This window comes from Paenibacillus sp. NPDC093718 (assembly GCF_050279985.1).
Lineage (GTDB): Bacteria > Bacillota > Bacilli > Paenibacillales > Paenibacillaceae > Paenibacillus_AQ.
Genome location: NZ_JBNNUS010000003.1, coordinates 504,102 through 525,414, shown reverse-complemented (window position 1 = coordinate 525,414; position 21,313 = coordinate 504,102). Strand labels below are relative to the sequence as shown.

The window sequence follows — 21,313 nt, the reverse complement described above, 5'->3', positions numbered from 1 at the left end:
CCTGTATAGCATGAGCAGCTCTATTATATACACCTACATCTATGTGATCGGGTTCCTGGTTTTGACATGGAGAACAAGTAAAAGCTTGAAACAATTCGCTATGATCGCGGCGCTGCCTCTTGTCGGAGTAGTTATTTTTCTCAGCACCCGGACAGATCATTTACTGCTCCGGTGGAGAGAATTTATGAACCCTTCTGCCAAAGAAATGTGGTATATGGGAAATAACGCGGATGCCATCCAAGCAGCAGGCTGGTTTGGGCAAGGTTTTGGCCAAGCTACACCGAGGATCCCATATGTCCTTTATGATAACGTGTTTCCATACCTCATCTATTGCTTCGGCTGGTTGTTTGGGATAGGAGTTGGCGTGCTGATTCTGCTGTTCCTCGTTAGACTATGGAATATTTCTACGGTTCACAAGGATCCGTATGCGAAGCATATCGCTGCAATACTCATCGTTGTTTTTGGTTTTCGGCTGTTTTGGCCAATGCTCATGGGGCTGGGTATTCTTCCAAAGGTTACATTGGAACCACCCTTCTTCTCTTACAGCGGGATGAACCAAATCCTGGACATGGCAGCAGTCGGCCTGCTCCTCTCCATTTACAGACGCAAAAACATGATCCCGAGCGAGGTGGGAGAAGCAGCCCCGATGAAGGTGGCTTAGTGGAGGTGGAAGATCATCCTTCGATTTCGACTAGCAGGCTAAAGTTTTGCAAAAGAAAAAGCGAGACCTTGGGCTCTCGCTTTTTTCTCTTTTATAGAGAGGTGCCGTTATCCGTTCGGCGGCGTATAAGCTACACCTTCTCCAGTGCACCGGTAGCGATCTCTTGGATATAGTGGCAGGCCGCCTGATGGCCTCCGCGCTCATCGACTTCTCGAAGCAACGGAGCCTCGGATCGACAGCGATCCGTGGCATACATGCAGCGGGTATGAAATCGGCAGCCGGAAGGCGGGTTGATCGGGGACGGAACATCCCCCTTGAGAATGATGCGTTCCTTTTTGCGCTCGGGATCCAGGGTCGGGATGGCCGACAGCAGAGCGCGGGTGTAAGGATGCTGTGGGCGCCGGAAGAGGGAGTGCTTATCCGCGATTTCCACAATCGTTCCCAGATACATCACGATAATCCGATCCGAAATAAGCCGAACGACCCCGAGATCATGAGAGATAAACAGATAGGTCAGCTTGAATTCGGTTTGCAGCGACTTCATTAGATTGAGCACCTGTGCCTGAATGGACACGTCAAGCGCAGAGACCGCTTCATCGCTGATGATCAGCTTGGGATTCACGGATAAGGCGCGGGCGATCCCAATTCGCTGCCGTTGTCCGCCGCTGAATTCATGCGGATACCGATTGGCTTGATAGGCGGCCAGGCCGACCGTTTCCAGAAGATCGATTGCCCGTCCCCGCCGGTCCTTCTTTGGAACAACATTCTGAATGTCCATCGCTTCTTCCAGGACTTGCAGCGCTGTTTTCCTGGGATTCAGCGAAGCATAGGGGTCCTGAAAAATCATCTGCAGGTCTTTACGCCTTCGGTTCATCTGGGCTTTGTTCAGGGAGAGCAGATCGCTTCCTTCGAACATCACCTCGCCGGAGGTCGGTTCGTCCAGCCTCAGGATAGCCCGGCCCGTGGTTGATTTACCGCAGCCGGATTCGCCCACGATACTGACAGTTTCTCCCTCATGTACGGAGAACGAAATATCATCCACGGCTTTTACGACGTTGACGGTACGGCCCAGGATGCCGCCCTTGATCGGAAAATACTGCTTGAGATTCTTGACCGTTAACAGCTCTTTGCTCATGGCAGAACGTTCACCTCGCTTTCCGGCTCCCATTGATCGGTATATTTCCAACACCTGACTTGCTGGTTTTCATCCAGCGCCTGAAGCTCCGGCAGTTTGTCATAGCACAGCTTGGCTGCATGGGGACAGCGGGGGGCGAAGCGGCAGCCTTCCTGTGGGTCATAGGGACTTGGAACCGAGCCTTTAATCGGCTCCAGCGTTTCCTTATCGATATCATGCCGTGGCAGCGAGTTCATCAGGCCAATGGTGTAGGGGTGCTTCGGATGCTTGAAGAGGGTCCGTACATCGGTATACTCCACCACTTTTCCGCAGTACATAACCGCCACGTCATCGCAGGTTTCTGCGACGATGCCCAGATCATGTGTGATAAAAATAATCGACATCTGCAGCTTCCGCTGCAGCTCCTTCATAAGTTCCAGAATCTGAGCCTGAATGGTCACGTCCAGCGCTGTGGTCGGCTCGTCTGCAATGAGCAGATCCGGATTGCATGCCAGCGCCATGGCAATCATGACACGTTGGCGCATACCGCCGGACAACTGGAAGGGGTATTGCCGGACCCTTTTTTCCGGGGAGGGGATGCCGACCAGTTTCAACATCTCAACGGCTTTGTCCATGGCTTGTTTTTTGCTCAGATTCTCATGGATTTGGTAGGCCTCCGCGATCTGATCGCCGACGGTGAAGACCGGGTTGAGCGATGTCATCGGCTCCTGGAAGATCATCGAGATCTGATTACCCCTTATTTTGTGCATCTGTCGGTCCGATTGTTCGAGCAGATTCACACCGTTATATAGGATTTGGCCTCCGACGATTCGTCCCGGATGAAAGATCAGCCGCAGGATGGACAGGGACAGAATGCTTTTTCCCGAACCGGATTCGCCCACGATCCCGAGCGTCCTCCCCTTGCGTACGGTTAGGCTGATATCATCCACCGCTTTCACTTCGCCCAATTCGGTGAAAAAAGATGTTCGCAGGTTCTTGATCGTAAGCAAACTTGATGCGTGCTGTTCCATCTTGTCTAAGCTCCCTTCGCTTTCAATTGGCTTTGAAATCGTATGTCCGGATGTACTCACAAATGGATCGGTTTTCGGTAAATAGCCGATCGTGTGTCCGTTTGGATTCACAAATGGATGGGTTTTCAGTAAATAGCGCATCGTGTGCGCATTGGCTCAAAATCAGCCAGGTTTGTGCTGATTTGCTAGCGGATCGTAAGTCCGCATGGACTCAAAATTAGCTCGATTGGTCTGGATTAGCGATATTTGTTGATATTTGAGGACTGTAGTTCCGCTATTCCTTTGTTTTCTGCCTATTAATGGAGGTATGAGGACATGAGATCCGCTATCGCTAGATATTGCGTGCTAAATTCGCGATTTTGGGTACATTAGCGGATCCTGTGTCCACATTGGCTCAAAATTAGCTCGAATTTCGATAAATAGCGGATCGTGTGTCCGTGTAACTCCATAACAGCTCGTTTTTGCAGCAAAGTTGCAGGTCTGTGTCCACGTGGACTTCAAATAGGACTGATTTTCAGTAAATAGTGGATCCTATGTCTGCCGGGCCTCAAAACAGCTCGTTTTCAGCAAATAGCCGATCGTACGTCCGCATGGTATTCACCAACAGCTCGATCGGTCTAGATTCGCGATATTTGAGGACGTTTGAGGACTGTAGTTCCGCTATTTGTTTGTTTTCTCCCACTTAGTGGAGGTACGAGGACATGAGATCCGCTATTGCAAGTTATTACGGGCTAAATTCGCGAATTTGGGTACATTAACGGATCCTGTGTCCGCATGGGCTCCCAAATAGATCGGTTTTAGGCAAATAGCGGATCGTATGTCCGGTTGGGCTCAAAAAGAGCTGGTTCTTAGTAAAAGCCGATCGTACCTCCGCATGGTACTCACCAACAGTTCAATTGGTCTGGATTGACGAGTTTGAGGACTGTAGTTCCGCTATTTGTTTTTTTTCTGCCTCTTAGTGGAGGTATGAGGACACGAGATCCGCTATTGCAAGATATTGCGGGCTAAATTCGTGATTTTGGGTGCATTAACGGATCCTCTGTCCGGATGGACTCGCAAATGGATCGGTTTTTGGTAAATAGCGGATTGTGTGTCCGTGTGGACTCCCAAATAGTTCATTTTTGCAGCAAAGTAGCAGGTCTGTGTCCGAATGGACTCCCAAACAGCTCGTTTTCAGCAAGTAGCCAATCCTGCGTCCGTATGGTACTCCCAAACAGCTCGATTCACCTGGATTAGCGAGGTTTGTGGACATTTGAGGACAGTAGTTCCGCTATTCCTTTGTTTTCTGCCTTTTAGTGAAGTTATGAAGACATGAGATCCGCTATTGCAAGTTAATAGACGAAAAATCGCCAGTCAATCAAAATCAATGCGCTTGTTGAAATAGCGGTAGGAGATGTCCACGAGCAGGTTCACAAGCACGAACATGATCGAGAGCACAAGCACGGTTGCCTGTACGACCGGGAAATCCCGCGCCCGGATCGAGTCGATGACGTAGCGCCCCATGCCGTTCACGGCGAATACGGACTCGGTCAGCACCGCACCGCCCAGCAGGCCGCCAAATTCTAGGCCGATGACGGTAATGACGGGAATCATGGCATTTTTCAAGGCATGCCGGTAGATGATGACACGCTCCCGGACGCCCTTCGCCTGAGCGGTTCGGATGTAATCCTGGCCGATGACCTCCAGCATGCTGGAGCGGGTCATTCGGGCAATAATCGCCGCGCCCCCGGTCCCGAGCGTGATCACGGGAAGGATCGTTTGCGACCACGTGCCCCAGCCGGAGGGACGGAACCAGCCCAAATCGACGGCAAAATATTGGATCAGCATCAGCCCCAGCCAGAAATTTGGCATCGACAGTCCGAACAATGCGATAAACATGACGCCGATATCGGCAGGGGAGCTTTTTTTGACGGCGGAGATGATGCCGGCCAGAATGCCGAGAAATACAGCCAGGATCGTAGAGTATACGGCAAGCTCGACGGTGATCCAGAACCGGCTTTTGAATATTTCATCGGCGATGGGGCGGCTGCTGCGGATCGAATCTCCCAAATCTCCCTGCAGCAAGCCGCTGACGTAGTTCCAATACTGAAGCGGCAGCGGATCGTTCAATCCCAGGTTCTCACGGATCTTCTCCACCTGCTCCTTGGGTGCCCCTTCCCCGATAATGACCTGCGCCGCGTCTCCCGGAATGAGGTGCATTAGCAGGAAGACAACGATGGTAACGCCAATGACAACAGGTATCGTCTGAATCAGCCTTCGAATGGAATAGATGAGCATGGCCCGGCAGCTCCCTTCATTATTTTTTCATTTTCGGGTCAAGAACATCTCGCAAGCCGTCACCCAGCAGATTGAATGCGATGACAACGAACACGATCGACAAGCCGGGGAACAGGGCAACATGGGGGTGATCCATAATGTAGTTGCGCCCATCATTCAGCATGGCTCCCCACTCTGGCGTCGGCGGCTGTGCGCCAAGACCGAGGAAGGACAGGCCGCTGGCGGTCAGGATGGCAACCGCAATCCGCAGCGTAGCCTGCACGATGATAGGGGATGTGATATTCGGCAAAATATGCCCGAAGATGATTCGTCCATCGCTCGCGCCCAGCGAACGCATGGCATCAATATATTCGAGCTTGCGCACGGCCAGTGTCGAGCCGCGCACGACTCTGGCAAAGGTGGGGATCGAGAAGATGCTGACAGCGATGATTACGTTGAACAGATTTTTTCCAAGAACGCTGACAACCGCCAATGCCAGCAGAATGCCGGGAAATGCCAGCATAACATCGGTAATTCTCATAATGAGTGCATCCCATTTACCTCCGTAATAGCCGGATATGATTCCGAGCACGACACCAAAGGCTGCTCCGATGATGACCGAGATAAAACCGACCGAGAGCGTAAGACGCATGCCATGGATAATCCTTGTGAAAATATCTCGCCCGTTGTGGTCTGTACCAAACCAATGGTCTGCGGACGGCTTCAGCAGTTTCGTAGAATAATCTACTTTGGTCGGATCATACTGGGTGAGCAGGGGGCCAATGATCGCGACAAGAATCATCAGCAGGAGAAAATACCCCCCGAATAAGGCCGCTTTGTTCTTCTTCAGACGGTGGTAGAAAGATTTCCATTGTACGAGGCGGGTTCCACTAGGGAGCGATTCTTGTGTTCTGGCATCAGCGGTCATGTTAGGCACGTGAAATCATCCTTTCTCCAAGTATGGATGTCAGAATTGGTGTCGTAGAAACGTGAGGTAAATCTGGATTCTACTGGTATAAATATCAAATAGTAAAATATATGTTAACTGTGTATGAAATATTTTCCTATTTTGATTGAAGGGGGAGTTTGTTTCACATGACAGGTAATAGAAGATTCAAATGGCTTGTCTGCATCCTGTTCATACTTACCGTAATGATGTCGGCGTGCGGCAGTCCAAGCAAGAGCAGTAACCCCGAAACGCCGCCAAGCGGTACCAATACACCAGCTCCTGAGCCGGGGGCCAAAGATCCTCCCGAAGGAACAACCGACACCGGTGCGAATGAGCTTGTGATTGCCTGGCTTTCTGATCCGCCATCCATGGACCCTCATATGTCGACGGACCAGCAAACGAGCGTAATGACAACGCATATTTATAACACGTTGGTGATCCATGATAAGGATCTCAATATTCAGCCGGGGCTCGCCGAGAGCTGGAAAGCGGTCGATGAATTGACTTGGGAGTTCAAGCTGAGACAAGGCGTGAGGTTTACAGACGGCTCTCCATTCAATGCCGAGGTGGTCAAAGCCAACATTGATCGTATGCAGGATCCGGAGGTTGCTTCTCCGCGCGCATCGCTTGTCGGCATGATTAAAGAGATTAAAGTGGTTGACGAATACACGGTGCAGCTTGTGACCGAGTATGCCTTCTCGCCGCTGCTTGCCCATCTGGCCCATTCTGCGGTGAGCATGGTTAGTGCGGAAGCCATCAAGCTGGATTACGAGAAGCTGAAGGCAGGAGAGAAAGCAGGGGCATATCTGGCACAGAACCCTGTAGGCACGGGCGTATTCAAATTAGAGAGCTGGAACCCTGGACAGGAAGTGAAGCTGGTTGCGAATGCCGATTATTGGGGAGATAAAGCGAAGGTTGAACGGGTCACGTTCAAGGTCGTAAGCGAAGAGGGAACGCGGATCGCGGAGCTGGAAACCGGCTATGCGCATATTATCGATCCGGTGTCGCCGAGCAGCATCAGCCGCATTGAGAGCACGGACGGCATGTCCCTGAACCGTCAGGCATCGCTGAGTTTGTCTTATATTGGGTTTAACAACAACAAAGAGCCGTTCAACGATGTGCGGGTGCGGCAAGCCCTATCGATGGCCATCAATAAGGATGAGATCATCTCGGGTATCTACGAAGGCACGGGCATCCCTGCCGTCGGTCCGCTGGCACCGGACGTGAACGGCTATGATGCTGCCGTCAAGCCGATCGAACATAACATCGACAAAGCGAAAGAGCTGTTGAAGGAGGCCGGCTACGAGGGTGGCTTCTCGACGACCATCTGGACCAATGACAATCCGGAACGGATTAAGATCGCCGAGTACGTACAATCCAAGCTGAAGGAATTGAACGTTGAAGTCAAAATCGAAGTGGTGGAGTGGGGAGCATATCTGGCCCAAACCGCAGAAGGCAAGCATGATATGTTTGTTCTCGGATGGTCCACGGTAACGGCCGATGCCGACTATGGCATGTATGAATTATTCCATTCCAAAAATGTAGGGGAGCCGGGCAACCGTACCTTCACGAAGGATCCGGAACTGGATAAACTGCTGGATGACGGGCGCAAAGAGAATGATCCGGAGCAGCGCAAGCTCATCTATAAACAGGCGCAGGAGAAGCTGGTTGAGTTAGCGCCGATGCTGTATATCCATCATCAGGAGTATTTAAACGGAGTCAGCAGCAAGGTGGAAGGCTTCTGGCGGCATCCGAACGGCATCATCCAGCTGCATCAAGTGTCCATTAAGCCATAAGGACGTCCTGAAAGCTTTATAGCTTTGAATCGTCATGATATAAAGAGGATTTACAGCAAGAGGCTCCTATCGGGGGCCTCTTTTTTGATGTGGTTTGAGTGCTGGGACAGAAGATAGGGCTAACCAGCCAATGGTTCATTATCTTCCTCGTTGGGCATCTGCATCGATCATACAGCTTGCGAGCGAAAGGGAGTTGATGTGCTATCTCGTTTTTTGATGTCAGAAGCATGTTGAAAAAAATCTTATATACGTTGACACATATATACACATTAGTGTATATTAAAACCATGAATACTTCAGCTATGCAATTAACCCTGTTTACGATCTCGGAGCCGAACCGCTTCAACATCGTTGAGCTCTTAAAGCAAGGCTCGAGATCGGTCAGCGACATCGTAGAGGCTCTAGGTATCGGCCAGCCCCAAGTATCCCGCCATCTGCGGATATTGAGCGAGGCCGGGCTGGTGAAAGTTCGTAAGAACGCGCAGCAGCGCATCTATAGTCTTGAAGCCCAGCCGTTTCAGGAGCTGGACGTCTGGCTCGATTCTTTCAGTCGTTTGTGGGAAGAGCGACTCGACAAGTTCGAGGACTATATGAGCGACTTCAACGGAAAGGAGAGTTAATCAATTTTTTAGTAGATCCACAGGAAATTTCGGCTCTGCACACAGAGCCGATTTCACAGATAGGAGGAATTCACATGAGCAGAAAAACCACCATCACGAAAGACCGGGAGCAGCGGAAGCTGACTGTGGAGCGTGTCGTATCGATACCTCTGAAGCTGTCCTGGCAGGGATGGACGAAGCCGGAACACATCGAACGCTGGTGGGGGCCAAAGAACTGGAATGCCACAGTATATGAGATGGATGTCAGACCGGGCGGCGTATGGCGCTATAGACTGGCTCCCGATGCGGTGGGAGAAGGGGAAGAAGCCTTCTGCAAGGCGACCTACTCCGAAGTGGCGGAGTTATCGAGGCTCGTATACACAGGCACATTCACGGATCAGAACTGGAGCCCCGTGGCAGGCAGCGACATGTTGACCTCGGTTACGTTTGAAGAGGCCGGGGAAGGGACCAGGCTAAGCATCATCACCCATTTTGCGAGCGTAGAGCAGCTGGAGGCGGCTGAAGGCATGGGAATGGTGGAAGGATACGCAGATACGCTGGAACGGTTTGAGAACGAAATAAGTTTGTACATAAAAGAACAATAAAAGGAGAGATGATTATGAATTACGCAATGTCTAATGACGGTACTCGTATTTTTTATGAAAAGAAAGGGACTGGTCCGGCTGTCATTCTTGTAGCTGCCGGAGCTTCGGATCACAACGATACAACGCGTCTTGGAGAGTTTCTGTCTGAACATTTCACCGTGTACAATTATGACCGGCGGGGACGAGGCAGCAGTACGGATACGGCTCCGTATGCCGTTGAACGTGAGATCGAAGATATCGATGCCCTTATTCAGGAGGCAGGCGGCAGCGCGTATGTATTCGGAAGTTCCTCGGGCGCTGTTCTGGCGCTGGATGCGGCGAGCAGACTTGGCCGCAGTAAAGTTAGTAAACTATTTCTATACGAGCCGCCGTTTATCATTGACGACAGCCGCGAGCCCGTACCGGCGGAATACGTGCAGCATTTGAATGCGCTGATGGCCGAGCATCGACGCAGCGATGCCGTAGAATATTTCATGACGGCAGCGCTGGGAATCCCCGCGGAATATATAGAATTCATGAAGGCAGATCCTTCTTGGCAGGTCATGGAGGGCATGGCGCATACATTGGCCTATGACGGCATGATAATGGGGAGCACGCAATCCGGTCAACCGCTGCCGACAGATCGCTGGGATGTCGACGTTCCGGTCATGGTGATGACGGGCGAGAACAGCGGAGCTATGTTCCATGGGGCCGCGAGCGCTTTGGTCGACTTGCTCCCTCAGTGCGAGCACCGAATGCTGCCTGGTCAGGACCATTCTGCCGTCGTGATGGCGCCGGAAGTGCTGGCTCCCGAGGTGTCGGGTTTTCTGCAGCCTTCGGCAGATCAAATACCGAGATAAGTGTGCTTGGCTCGTCAAGAAACCGTGACCCTTAGGGCCACGGTTTCTCCCGTTCCGGTCGAAGCATTTATTCGGTCTTCTCGAACGGTTCAATAAAATGATTAAAGGCGCTGGTGCGAAACAGGTCGCGCCGGAATACAAAATGGACCTTGGAGCTGCGGTAACGCTTGGGGATTTGGAAGGCCTGCAATTTCCCGGCATCGACCCAGTCCTTAACGGAAGAACGCGTTAGCAGCGAGATACCCAGCCCGGCGGCAACACCGCCCATGATGGCTTCCAGCGTGCCAAACTCCATAATGTTCATGGGCCCCACGTTCTCTTCATGAAGCCATTGCTCCAACCGTTTACGGTGGTAGCAGCCCTTGCCAAAGAACAGCAGCGGTTTGGTGAGCAAATCGCGAAGGGCAGCCTCCGTCGGTTCCGAGATGAGGACAAGCTCCTCGTCAAAGGCCCGGATTTCGTCAAAGTCCGGGTAATCCAGAGGTCCGCTGATAAACGCCCCGTCCAGTTCATACTCATTCAGGGCTCGGACTAGGTCAGCTCTGTGGCCTGTAATCAATGACAGTTTCACATTAGGGTACCGTCTATGATAATCCAGCATGATACCGGGAAGATGTACCGCGGCTGTGGTTTCCGATGAGCCGATCCGCAGCGGTCCCGACGGTTCTTCCGAGAATTGCGTCGATTTCACGGCTTCGTCAAGCAAACGCGTAATCTGATCGGCATATTTGAGCAGATTACAGCCGGCCGAAGTTAAGGCGACGCCGCGGCTGAGCCGATAGAACAGAGGCGTGTTCAGCTCGGATTCAAGCTGCCGGATTCTAGCGGTCACGTTCGATTGCACGTAACCAAGGCTTGCGGCAGCCTTGGTTATATTTCCTTCACGGGCAACAGCCTGGAATATCTTCAGATCCCCACTCTCCACATTAGCAGCCTCCTTATATCCATCATTCACAGTGATGGCTTAAATCTTATTTAATTATTTTACATGATATGAAGGTCGGAATAAACTGAGGGTACATTCGGTCAAGGAGAGGGGAATTCATGGCATGAGCAAACCGCGTATGCTGTTTCTGACGATATTTACGATGCTGGTCGCGGGACTTAACTTCCCGATCGGCAAAATGGCACTGTCCTTCGGTTCCCCATTCGTGCTGCTGGCGATCCGGTTCGTGGGCGCGGGCCTTCTGATGCTGCCATTCATTGTAAGACGGCCTCATCCCAGAAGCAGCGCTGCCTGGATGAAGCTGGCAACGATCGGTCTGTTTCAATCGGGACTCGTGATGAGTGGCATCTACCTGAGCATGCAGACCATTTCCTCCGGCAGCTCTTCGGTTTTGTCCTCCAGCAACCCGATCTGGTTCATCGTGTTCAGCTTCCTGATCTTCGGTATAAGCTACCGTCTTCTTCAGTGGGTGGGCGTGATCATCGGATTTATCGGCGTGTTCATTACGCAAGGATTGGAGATGCAGATGCAGAGCGGATTCTGGTTTGCGCTGGGGGCGGGGATGGCCTGGGGCATGGCGACGCTGTTAAGCTCCCGTTGGGGCAAGGAGTTTGACGCTTGGGTCATGGCTGCCTATCAGATGCTGATCGGAGGCATCCTTCTGCTCATCGCAAGTCCACTGCTGGAGCAGCCGCATTTTGTATGGGATTCGTCCCAGATCGTCAAGGAGCTCTTTGTTCTGGGCTGGATGATCCTGATGAGCTCGATTGCCCAGTTCGTCACTTGGTATTATGTGCTGCGTAATAGTGATCCCAATAAAGCCAACGTGTATCTGTTCCTCATTCCCGTGTTTGGCGTATTATCCGGATGGCTTATACTAGGCGAGCAGCTGCATTGGTACACCATGGCCGGCACAGTGTGTATTGGGCTTGGCATTTATCTGGTGAATCGGCCTGGACGAGTGGACGAACAAGAGATCCATTCACGATCAGGGCAGCGCGGTACGGTATAAAGGGCATAAATTCTAATGAATTTCGGATTTAGCAGGTCACGGCGATGGATTCGCGTGGCCTGCTTTTTGCTGTGGCGAACAAAGGGTTCTTGGCCTGAGCAGTATCATGACAAGCAATGACAAGGATGATAATGCAAGGAAATCTTGTCCAAGCAAAATAAGTAAATTTTATTAAAAATAAATCCATGTTATATTAAATTTACTAACGCCTTTGGAGAGGGGATAGGATTCATGAGTGGTTTGAAGGAAATTGCAAAGCTCGCGGATGTCTCGGTGTCGACAGTGTCCAACGTGCTGAACGGGCGCAAGAACGTGGGGCGGGAGACGAGGGAGCGGGTGCTGAGATTATGCTCGGAGCACGGTTATTTTCCGCATAAGTCAACCAAATCCGATAAAAGCAACACGATTATATTTGTCTTCAGCGACTTTGATCGCGATTATTATTTAAAGATCATCAAAGGGATCAGCCATTGCCTGACGGAGAATGGATACGACCTTATCATCTGTACGAACAAATCCAGCACCAATTTTATGCGCAGCAAATTTGCAAGCGGTACCATAAGTTTGGATCGGAATATGACGGACGAATATTTAGTCTCGGTAGCCACGCCGCAGTTTCCTGTCGTTCTCATGGATCGGATTATTGATAATGAGTACGCCAACACCAAAAGCGTGATCGTGGACAATTACCCCGTCATGTGTGAAATGGTCCAAGCCTTGGTAGATAAACAGTTTACGAATTTCGGATACATTGGCGGCTTGGAGTTTACCCTGGATCACAAGGAACGGTTCGCCGGATTTATGGATACGCTTGCGAAGAATGGCATCGTGTTTGACCGCCGCAATTACTTCCATGGCGATTACAGCGAGGAAAGCGGATATCAGGCCGCCAAAATTTTGATCCTGAGCAATGCCTTGCCCGAAGTGCTGGTCTGTGCGAATGACAATATGGCTCTCGGCGCGATCAAAGCTTTGGAAGAGAACGGAATACGGGTCCCGGAGGATATCTCGATTACCGGATTCGATAACTCGGATGCGGCGGCGATGGCTGGCTTGACCACGATTGCGATCCCGCGTTATGAAAGCGGTTATTTGGCGGCGAAGGAGCTGCTAGAGATGATCAAGGGCACAACGGGCAGGGAGCCCTTTAAGCTGAATGCCACCATCCAGTGGAGAAAAACGGTGAGATAAACTTTATGATTGTAACTAGTAAAATATCAACTATTTTACTAGTTTTTTTACTTAGTATTTTTATGAAAACGCGTACAATTTTTATTGACAATCTAGGTAAACCGCCCTATGATGGGTTTGTAAACGTTTTACTTTATAGAGTCCTTAAGGGGGAGGCGTGTCACTTGAAAAAAGTAAAAAAGGTATTTAGCATACTTACAGCAACGGCTTTGGTTGCAACACTTGCAGCCTGCGGTGGTACATCTGACAAAGATTCTGGAGCAGCATCCGGTGGAGACGGGGGAGATAAGCTGAAGAAAATTACGCTCTTCCAATCGAAAGTTGAAATTACAGAACCTCTTGAAGCTTTGGTTAAAACCTATAAAGAAGAAACCGGCAATGAGGTTGAAGTATGGGGTGCCGCAGGTGATGCTTATTCGCAGCAGCTGGTAGCGAAGCTCAGCAGCAACCAGGGCCCGACGATATTCAGCGTGGCTCCGGGACCCGAGTCCGAGAAGCTGAAATCCTATTTCTCCGATTTGAGCGGCGAAGAGTATGTGAAGAACATCGCGCCTGACATGGAATTGAAGGTCGATGATAAAACCGTCGGCGTTCCATACGGCGTAGAGGGTTTCGGTCTCGTGTATAACAAGGATCTGGTGGATCCGGCTAACATGAAGGACCTGGATTCCTTCACTAAGACGCTGGAGCAACTGAAGGCGGACGGCAAGAACGGTTTGAGCCTGTCCCAAGAGGCATACTTCCTGATCGGACACATCATCAACACGCCGTTTGCGCTTCAATCCGATCCATTGGCCTTTATCGAGCAGCTTAACAAGGGCGAAGTGAAGATGGCCGATACGAAGGAGTTCCAAGAGTGGGCGAAATTCATGGACGTGATCAAGGCCAACACCAAGAATCCGCTGGAAGTGAAATACGATAGCCAGATGGGCGACTTTGCTACGGAAAAAACGGCTATGGTGCATCAGGGCAACTGGAGTTATTCCATGCTTGCGGACTTCGGTGATTTCGGCTCCAAAGTCGGCATGATGCCGTTCCCGCTCGCCGGCAACGACAAAATCGCCGTAGGCGTCGCCAGCTACTGGGTCGTAAACAATCAGGCTGACGCTGAGGAAGTTAAAGCCGCAAACGCTTTCCTAAACTGGCTCTTCACGAGCGAGACAGGCAAGAAAGCCATCGTGGACGATTTCAAATTCATCCCGGCTTTAACGAACATTGAAGCAGGCGATCTGGATCCGTTGTCTCAAGCGGTGCACGAAGCAACAACGAAGGGTGAGACGACCACTTGGGCGTTGAACTACTTCCCATCGGGAATCATTACCAATGACCTGGCTCCGGCTACGCAGGAGTACTTCATGAATCCGAGCATGACAGGGGAGCAGTTCCTGCAGAAGCTGGATGAAGTATGGGCGAAAGCATCGAAATAATCGAGGCGAAACGAAAATCACCTGAAATCATAACAATTTCATGAAAATGAAAGCCTAGCCTCAGACGTTCTGATGATGAGCGTTAGGCTTTTGTTTTTTCTAACACGAATTCAAGGTTTGATGCCGCCTTGCGGGAATCATCCGGAACGGAAAGAAGGTATGGATTATGAGCAAAAGAAAGGATAAAGCCTGGTTTGCCCTGTTTACGGTGCCGCTTCTGTTTATTTTCACGACCGTGGTTCTCATCCCGTTTATTATCGGGATTGTGTACTCTTTCGTGAATTGGGATGGCATTCCGGCAAATCCCAAAGTATTCGTAGGGTTTGATAATTACGTTCAGCTGTTCCAGGACGACCGATTCCTGTCATCGGCTTGGCATACGGTTCAATTCACGCTGCTCGCGCTGGTATGCGTCAATATTCTGGGTCTGGGCTTTGCGCTGCTGGTGACGACGAAGCTCCGCTCGAGAAATGCGGCCCGGACAATGTTCTTTATGCCCAACCTCATCGGCGGTCTGATCCTGGGCTACATCTGGCAGTTTATTTTTACGGATGCCTTCAGCTTCCTGGGCGAGAAGACCGGATTTGACAGCGTGTTCTTTAACTGGCTGCTGCATCCGCAGTTTGCGCTGTACGCGATCGTTGCGGTATTCACCTGGCAGCTGGCGGGTTATACCATGATCATCTACATCGCGGGCATCCAGGGGATTCCGGATGAGCTGATGGAGGCAGCCAAGGTCGATGGGGCCAATCTGTGGCAGCGTCTCAAGAGCATCGTATTCCCTCTGTTAATGCCTTCGTTCACGATCTGCCTGTTCCTGACGCTGTCCGGGGCGTTCAAAATCTATGACGTGAACCTGTCGTTGACCAAGGGCGGACCGAGCAATGCAACGGAGATGTTTGCGATGAATATTTTCAACGAGATTTTTGCTTACGGTAATTATGGATTAGGTCAGGCGAAAGCGATCATCTTCTTCCTGATTGTGGCCGGACTCACGCTGACGCAAGTTATCATCACGAAGAGAAGAGAGGTGCAGATGTAATGAAGAAATCAGGGAAATGGCTGCTCGACATCCTGCTGTTCCTCGCTGCGCTGGTCTTCCTGTCTCCGGTCTTCATCATGCTGATTAACTCCTTTAAGGATCGTGCGGAGCTGTATGAGAATGCGCTTGCGCTGCCTTCTTCCTTCAGCTTCGAGTACTATAAATCCGCGATGGAGAAGATGAATTTCTTCACCGCTCTGGGCAACTCGCTGTATGTCACCGTCATCTCGGTGATTATTGTCATCGTGCTCGCATCCATGACGGCATGGATGCTGGTCCGGACGGATAATAAGCTGAGCAAAGTTATTTTCTTCACCTTCGTGGCGACCATGCTGATTCCGTTCCAGACGCTGATGATGCCGCTGATGCAGGTGATGGACTGGATTCGCACCAATCTGCACATTCCGATGCTCAACACCCATGAGGGTTTGATCTATATGAACGTCGGCTTTACGTCCAGTATGGCGGTCTTCCTGTACCACGGGTTCATCAAATCCGTACCGGTTGCGCTGGAGGAGGCAGCTACGCTGGACGGCTGCTCCAAGCTGGGCGTGTTCTGGCGAATCGTGTTCCCGCTGCTGAAAAACATCAGCGTGACCATCGCGATCCTGAACGTCATCGCGCTGTGGAACGACTACCTGCTTCCATCGCTGACGCTGTCGGATAAAGGGCTGCGAACGATTCCGCTCTCGACCTTCTATTTCTTCGGGGAGTTCACGATTGTGTGGAACCAGGCGATGGCCGGTTTGACGCTGACGATCATCCCGGTTGTCATTTTCTATATTTTCGCTCAGAAATACATCATCAAAGGGATTGCGGCAGGTGCGGTAAAATGAGGCGGATCATTACGAGGGCCGACGATTATGCTTCCAGCCGTTCCGCTAATGCTGCGATTGCCCGGACCGTTGAGGCCGGATTCATTAAAAACGTGTCCATCATGGCGCCCGGTCCTTATCTTGCCGAGGCCGCGCAGCTGTTGGCGCATCGCAAGGACATCTGCTTCGGCTTCCATATGACGCTGAACGCGGAGTGGGATAACGTACGCTGGGGACCTGTTGCCGCGAAGGAACAGGTTCCTTCGCTTGTTGATCGGGCCGGTTATTTCTATCAGGATCCGTTCCTGTTCCAGGATCATCCGCCTTTGCTGCAGGAGATCCTCCTAGAATGCGAAGCCCAGCTTGATAAACTGACCGCAGCAGGCTTCAGCATTTCTTATGTCGATTCTCATATGCTGCCGGAGCGCTTCATACCCGGGCTGCAGGAAGAGCTGGACCGCTGGATTGAAGCGAAGGGGCTAATCAACCATCGCCATTACTACAATTTTTTCCCGGGCGGCGTACCGGACGGGGTCGAGTCGTTTGAAAGGGTGCTTGGCGGCTTGACGGAAGACCAGTACTTCTTTCTGTCCCATCCGGCACGGTATTCGGAGGAAATGGTGGAGTGCGGCAATGCTCAAGTGGATGGGGAAGAGCTGGCGCGAGGACGCGATCAGGAGGCTTCCTTTCTTGCGCGGGAAGACTTGAATGAGATTAGTGAGCGACTGGGTTTTCGTGCTATACGATATGATGAAGCGTTACCATTGCCTGGTGTATAATGGAAGGGTCATGATGAATTTATCTTGTTATACAGGGAGAGGCGGAAAAGGATGAACATGAATACGGTTCAATTATTGCCAAGAAGTACCCCCGAAAATCAAGGAATCTCATCTCAGTCCATCGAACGTTTTATCGGCTTGATTCAGGAGAAGGAGCTTGAACTCCACAGCTTCATGCTGGTACGGCATGGACATGTCGTGGCGGAAGGCTGGTGGAAGCCGTATCAGGCGGACAAACCGCATATGCTGTTCTCGTTAAGCAAGAGCTTTACCTCCACCGCGATTGGACTTTTGGTCCAGGAGGGCCAGATTACGCTGGAGGATCAGGTGATCGGCTTTTTCCCGGAAAATACGCCGGAGAATCCATCCCCGAATCTGTCCGCCATGACGATACGCGACTTGCTGATTATGGGAACGGGACATGCCCAGGAGCCTGCCATCCAGTCTGATATTTGGGTGGATGATTTTTTCAAGCAGGCAGTCGAGCATGAACCTGGAACCCACTTTGTATATAACAGCGCAGCGACGTACATGCTCTCGGCCATTCTGCAGAAGGTCACCGGCATTACGCTGCTGGATTATTTGCAGCCCCGTCTGTTCGAACCGCTCGGCATTCAGGGGGCTACATGGGAGAGCTGCCCGCAGGGAATCAACACCGGCGGATGGGGTCTTAAGCTGAAGACCGAGGACATCGCCAAGTTTGGCCAGCTCTATCTTCAGAAGGGCGTATGGGAAGGCCAGCGACTGATCCCGGAGGCGTGGATCGAGGAGGCGACCTCCAAGCAGATATCCAACGGACCTGCGGATTCCTCTTCGGATTGGACCGAAGGGTACGGTTATCAATTCTGGATGTGCCGACACGGGGCTTACCGCGGCGACGGCGCATTCGGACAATTCTGCGTCGTGCTGCCGGAGCAGGATGCGGTCATAGCGATTACCTCCGGCCTTGGGGACATGCAGGCCGTGCTAGATGAAGCATGGGAGCATCTGCAACCCTCGATGAGGCCTGATGCGCTGCCGATCGACACCGATGCAGCGTCCTCCCTTGCCGGAACGCTGGCAGAGCTTAAGCTAGATCCGCCAAGCGAAGAGGCGGTATCCCCGCTTGAGGAGGATGTCTCCGGGATCGTCTATGATCTCGAAGAGAATGAGGAGAAGCTGCGTACGTTCACCGTTCGGTTTGAAGAAGACTGCGCGGTAATGGAGCTTGAGGGGGAACACGGCGTCAATTCGGTGGTCTGTGGTCGTAACGCGTGGAAGACGGGAACCACGAAGCTGATGATGATGGCGGATAATGAATATGCTGCCTCCATGACCTGGAGGGATGAACGGACGCTGAAGCTGACCATCCGACTGACGGAGACGCCATTCTACTTAACCACGGAATGCACCTTCGGTGAGGAAGGCATTCATCTTGCGTACTGGATGAATCAATCGTTCGAGGGCAAGGTGGTCCGGGAGATTAAGGGCAAGGTCAAGGTGTAAAGCCAGTAAAAGAATCGCTGTACATAAAGAAACCTCTCCATTGTCATGGAGAGGTTTCTTTACATGTCTTAATCAGAATCGCTCCGACACCGCCTTCGCCTGCGTAAACAGGAGCAGGTAGTCGCGCCCGCCGGCTTTGGAATCGGTCCCGGACATATTGAAGCCGCCGAACGGGTGGATGCCCACCAAGGCGCCGGTGCATTTCCGGTTCAAATACAGGTTGCCGACATGGAAGTCGCGCCGGGCTTGCTCCAGGTGGGCGCGGTTGTTCGAGATTACCGCGCCGGTCAGCCCGTAGTCAGTATTGTTGGCGAATTGGATCGCTTCGTCGAAGGAGGCGGCTTTCGTGAAGGCCACGACCGGACCAAAGATTTCCTCCTGGGAAATACGAGCGGTGCTGGCGACGTCCGCGAAGATCGTCGGCTGTATGAAATACCCCTCCGGATCGCCCGGGAACCCGCCCAGTACCAGCTTCCCTTCACTTTTTCCGATTTCGATATAGTCCAGAATTTTACGGTAGGCCTTATCGTCAATAACGGGTCCTACCTGCACCTCGGCGTGAGACGGACTGCCGATCACCAGCTTCTTGGAGCGGTCGATAACCTTCTGCAGCACGATATCATAGACGTCTTCGTGAACGATGGCTCTGGAGCAGGCAGAGCATTTCTGACCGGAGAAGCCGAATGCGGAAGCAGTAATCGCGTCCGCCGCGAGCTCCAGATCGGCCTCACTGTCTACAATAATGGCGTCTTTTCCACCCATTTCGGCAATGACGCGCTTGATCCATCGCTGCCCCGGCTGCGTCTTGGCCGCGCGCTCCTGAATCCGCAGTCCGACGTCGCGTGACCCCGTAAAGCTGATAAACCTGGTCAGCGGGTGATCCACCAGATAGTCACCCACTTCCTGGCCCGGTCCCGGCAGGAAGTTGACGACGCCCGGAGGCAGGCTGACTTCTTCCAGCAGCTCCACGAATTTGGCGGCAATGATCGGCGTGGTGCTCGCCGGCTTCAGCACAACGGTGTTGCCGGAGACGATGGCCGCCGTGGTCATGCCAGCCATAATCGCGAGCGGGAAGTTCCACGGTGGAATGACGATGCCGACGCCAAGCGGGAGGTAATAGAGATGATTCTCTTCCTCCTCGTGGACCGTCAGCGGCTGGGGCGTGCTCAGGCGCTGCATTTCGCGTGCATAGAATTCCATGAAATCGATCGCTTCGGCCGTATCCGCGTCGGCTTCGGCACGCGTCTTGCCGGCTTCGAGAGTCATGAGCGCGGAGAACTCGAGCTTGCGCCGCCGCATGATCGCCGCGGCCTTGAACAGATAGCGTGCCCGTTCGCTCGGCTCGGTGTGCTTCCACGTCTCAAAGGTACGCGCTGCCGTCTGAATGGCTTGTTCGGCAAGCTCGGTATCCGCTTGGGACACGACGCCGATGACTTGGCGTTTGCGCGACGGATTGACCGAATTTGCGGTGCGCTCCGTATGGATTTTGGCACCGCCGATGACCAGCGGGTACGATTGGCCAAGCTCGGCTTCGACCCCGGATAACGCCGCGTCGTATAACTTGTTGTTCCATTCGTCGTTGAAGTCCATAAATGGTTCGTTCCGAAAAGGTGCTCGCATGGGGAGGCCCCTCCTTAACATGATATGAATCGAAGCTTCAGGCCAATGGTCCAGCTGCGAATGCGTCATGGTGGCATGGTTAGGAACTCCTGGTGAAAACCTCTATGTAAGATATGTATGTCTTCCTGCATGCCGTCATGATTTTTGCATATGAGTTAGATAGAGTGATTTTGGTTTACCTTGCAAAGGGGGCGCGCGCATGGACGGAACCGAGCTTTACCGTAAAGTGATCCTGACGGTGTCCGGCAATAAACTCGTGAAATGGTTGTCGATCAAGTACGGCCGGAAATTGGCGGGCCGATTCATTGCCGGCGATACCTTGGATGAGGCACTGGATGAAATCGAGAGGCTGAACGCGAAGGGCATTCTTGTCACGCTGGACCATCTGGGGGAGGGCATCCGGACGCTGGATGAAGCAGCCGGGTATCGGGAGGAATATTTGAAGCTGGTGGAAGGGATCGCGAGGCGTGGAGTGCAGTCGAACGTATCGCTGAAACCGACGCAGATGGGCATGGCACTGGATCTGGAGAAGGCGTATGAGAACATCAAAATGGTGGCGAAAAAGGCGAAAGAGTACCGCAATTTCGTTCGCCTGGATATGGAGGATTCGCCGTACACCCAGGCGACGATTGATATGACGCTGCGGCTCCATAAGGAGGGGCTGACCAACGTGGGGACCGTAATGCAGGCCTACTTGTTCCGTACAGAGGAGGACGTCAAGAATTTGATGCATGCCGGTGTAAATCTGCGGTTGGTCAAGGGGGCGTACAAAGAGCCGGGAACCATCGCCTTTCAGCAGAAGCGGGAGGTTATGGACAACTATAAGAAATTGATCAAAATGCATTTTGATCAGGGTGCTTACGTCGCGATTGCTTCGCACGATGACAACATCATCGACTGGGTGAAGGTATTTGCCGAGCAGAGCCGCATAGACAAACAGGAATTTGAGTTTCAGATGCTGTACGGGCTACGGATGAACGATCAGGCGGCGCTTGCGCAGGACGGCTATCGCATCCGGTGTTATATGCCCTACGGAACCATGTGGTACCCGTATTTCACCCGGCGGTTGGCAGAGAAGCCGGCCAACCTGATGATGGTGCTCAAAAATATGTTCAAGTGAGCAGGTGAAAACAATGGAAGCGAGGA

At 52.1% G+C, this 21,313-nt stretch carries 19 protein-coding genes; 13 read left to right on the top strand and 6 right to left on the bottom strand.

What is annotated here, in order from left to right:
- The first annotated feature begins 10 nt into the window (after positions 1-10).
- The gene (locus ACQKPA_RS12220) at positions 11-661 is read left to right on the top strand and encodes an FtsW/RodA/SpoVE family cell cycle protein (protein ID WP_427492790.1); all 651 of its coding nucleotides are present in this window, start codon (positions 11-13) and stop codon (positions 659-661) included.
- Between the two features lie 130 nt (positions 662-791).
- Here the strand turns inward: ACQKPA_RS12220 and ACQKPA_RS12215 are convergent, their stop codons facing one another.
- The 4 genes from ACQKPA_RS12215 to nikC all read right to left on the bottom strand — a co-directional run bounded on the left by ACQKPA_RS12215 (position 792) and on the right by nikC (position 5,999).
- Positions 792-1,796 (bottom strand): ABC transporter ATP-binding protein, encoded by a 1,005-nt coding sequence (locus tag ACQKPA_RS12215; RefSeq protein ID WP_427492509.1) that lies wholly within the window; start codon positions 1,794-1,796, stop codon positions 792-794.
- Positions 1,793-2,806 carry an ABC transporter ATP-binding protein gene (locus tag ACQKPA_RS12210; protein ID WP_427492507.1) on the bottom strand — a complete coding sequence of 338 codons (1,014 nt, stop codon included), beginning with the start codon at positions 2,804-2,806 and terminating at the stop codon, positions 1,793-1,795. The genes ACQKPA_RS12215 and ACQKPA_RS12210 overlap by 4 nt, the downstream gene beginning before the upstream one ends.
- A 1,353-nt stretch (positions 2,807-4,159) precedes the next feature.
- Positions 4,160-5,083 carry an ABC transporter permease gene (locus ACQKPA_RS12205; RefSeq protein WP_009595864.1) on the bottom strand — a complete coding sequence of 308 codons (924 nt, stop codon included), beginning with the start codon at positions 5,081-5,083 and terminating at the stop codon, positions 4,160-4,162.
- Between the two features lie 19 nt (positions 5,084-5,102).
- A complete protein-coding gene (gene nikC / locus ACQKPA_RS12200; RefSeq protein ID WP_326111567.1) occupies positions 5,103-5,999 on the bottom strand; it encodes a nickel transporter permease in 897 nt (298 codons plus the stop codon).
- A 158-nt stretch (positions 6,000-6,157) separates the two neighbouring features.
- On the opposite strand from nikC, the gene ACQKPA_RS12195 reads away from it, so the two are divergent.
- The 4 genes from ACQKPA_RS12195 to ACQKPA_RS12180 all read left to right on the top strand — a co-directional run bounded on the left by ACQKPA_RS12195 (position 6,158) and on the right by ACQKPA_RS12180 (position 9,850).
- Entirely contained in the window at positions 6,158-7,807 is a 1,650-nt protein-coding gene (locus ACQKPA_RS12195) for a glutathione ABC transporter substrate-binding protein (RefSeq protein WP_427492504.1), read from the top strand.
- Between the two features lie 287 nt (positions 7,808-8,094).
- Positions 8,095-8,427 (top strand): metalloregulator ArsR/SmtB family transcription factor, encoded by a 333-nt coding sequence (locus tag ACQKPA_RS12190; protein ID WP_332294648.1) that lies wholly within the window; start codon positions 8,095-8,097, stop codon positions 8,425-8,427.
- Between the two features lie 74 nt (positions 8,428-8,501).
- Complete coding sequence (locus ACQKPA_RS12185) at positions 8,502-9,011, top strand: SRPBCC family protein (protein WP_427492501.1); 510 nt, start codon at positions 8,502-8,504, stop codon at positions 9,009-9,011.
- A 14-nt stretch (positions 9,012-9,025) separates the two neighbouring features.
- Positions 9,026-9,850 (top strand): alpha/beta fold hydrolase, encoded by an 825-nt coding sequence (locus tag ACQKPA_RS12180; protein WP_427492499.1) that lies wholly within the window; start codon positions 9,026-9,028, stop codon positions 9,848-9,850.
- A gap of 67 nt (positions 9,851-9,917) precedes the next feature.
- Here ACQKPA_RS12180 and ACQKPA_RS12175 read toward each other — a convergent pair whose 3' ends face one another.
- Positions 9,918-10,775, bottom strand: a complete 858-nt coding sequence (locus ACQKPA_RS12175; protein WP_427492497.1) for a LysR family transcriptional regulator — start codon at positions 10,773-10,775, stop codon at positions 9,918-9,920.
- A 124-nt stretch (positions 10,776-10,899) separates the two neighbouring features.
- On the opposite strand from ACQKPA_RS12175, the gene ACQKPA_RS12170 reads away from it, so the two are divergent.
- The 7 genes from ACQKPA_RS12170 to ACQKPA_RS12140 all read left to right on the top strand — a co-directional run bounded on the left by ACQKPA_RS12170 (position 10,900) and on the right by ACQKPA_RS12140 (position 18,547).
- Entirely contained in the window at positions 10,900-11,808 is a 909-nt protein-coding gene (locus tag ACQKPA_RS12170) for a DMT family transporter (protein ID WP_427492495.1), read from the top strand.
- Positions 11,809-12,039: 231 nt separating this feature from the next.
- Positions 12,040-12,999, top strand: coding sequence for a LacI family DNA-binding transcriptional regulator (locus ACQKPA_RS12165; protein WP_071219137.1), 960 nt, complete (start codon positions 12,040-12,042; stop codon positions 12,997-12,999).
- A 164-nt stretch (positions 13,000-13,163) separates the two neighbouring features.
- Positions 13,164-14,426, top strand: coding sequence for an ABC transporter substrate-binding protein (locus tag ACQKPA_RS12160; protein WP_427492493.1), 1,263 nt, complete (start codon positions 13,164-13,166; stop codon positions 14,424-14,426).
- A gap of 166 nt (positions 14,427-14,592) precedes the next feature.
- Positions 14,593-15,468 (top strand): carbohydrate ABC transporter permease, encoded by an 876-nt coding sequence (locus ACQKPA_RS12155; protein WP_100539830.1) that lies wholly within the window; start codon positions 14,593-14,595, stop codon positions 15,466-15,468.
- Positions 15,468-16,304, top strand: a complete 837-nt coding sequence (locus ACQKPA_RS12150) for a carbohydrate ABC transporter permease (RefSeq protein ID WP_100539831.1) — start codon at positions 15,468-15,470, stop codon at positions 16,302-16,304. Before ACQKPA_RS12155 ends, ACQKPA_RS12150 begins: the two co-directional genes overlap by 1 nt.
- The gene (locus ACQKPA_RS12145) at positions 16,301-17,062 is read left to right on the top strand and encodes a polysaccharide deacetylase family protein (RefSeq protein WP_427492490.1); all 762 of its coding nucleotides are present in this window, start codon (positions 16,301-16,303) and stop codon (positions 17,060-17,062) included. The genes ACQKPA_RS12150 and ACQKPA_RS12145 overlap by 4 nt, the downstream gene beginning before the upstream one ends.
- A 51-nt stretch (positions 17,063-17,113) precedes the next feature.
- Complete coding sequence (locus ACQKPA_RS12140) at positions 17,114-18,547, top strand: serine hydrolase domain-containing protein (RefSeq protein ID WP_427492488.1); 1,434 nt, start codon at positions 17,114-17,116, stop codon at positions 18,545-18,547.
- Between the two features lie 72 nt (positions 18,548-18,619).
- Here ACQKPA_RS12140 and pruA read toward each other — a convergent pair whose 3' ends face one another.
- Positions 18,620-20,167 (bottom strand): L-glutamate gamma-semialdehyde dehydrogenase, encoded by a 1,548-nt coding sequence (gene pruA, locus ACQKPA_RS12135; protein ID WP_427492486.1) that lies wholly within the window; start codon positions 20,165-20,167, stop codon positions 18,620-18,622.
- Positions 20,168-20,366: 199 nt separating this feature from the next.
- Here pruA and ACQKPA_RS12130 point away from each other — a divergent pair, with 199 nt between their 5' ends.
- Complete coding sequence (locus ACQKPA_RS12130) at positions 20,367-21,287, top strand: proline dehydrogenase family protein (RefSeq protein ID WP_427492484.1); 921 nt, start codon at positions 20,367-20,369, stop codon at positions 21,285-21,287.
- Positions 21,288-21,313 lie beyond the last annotated feature (26 nt).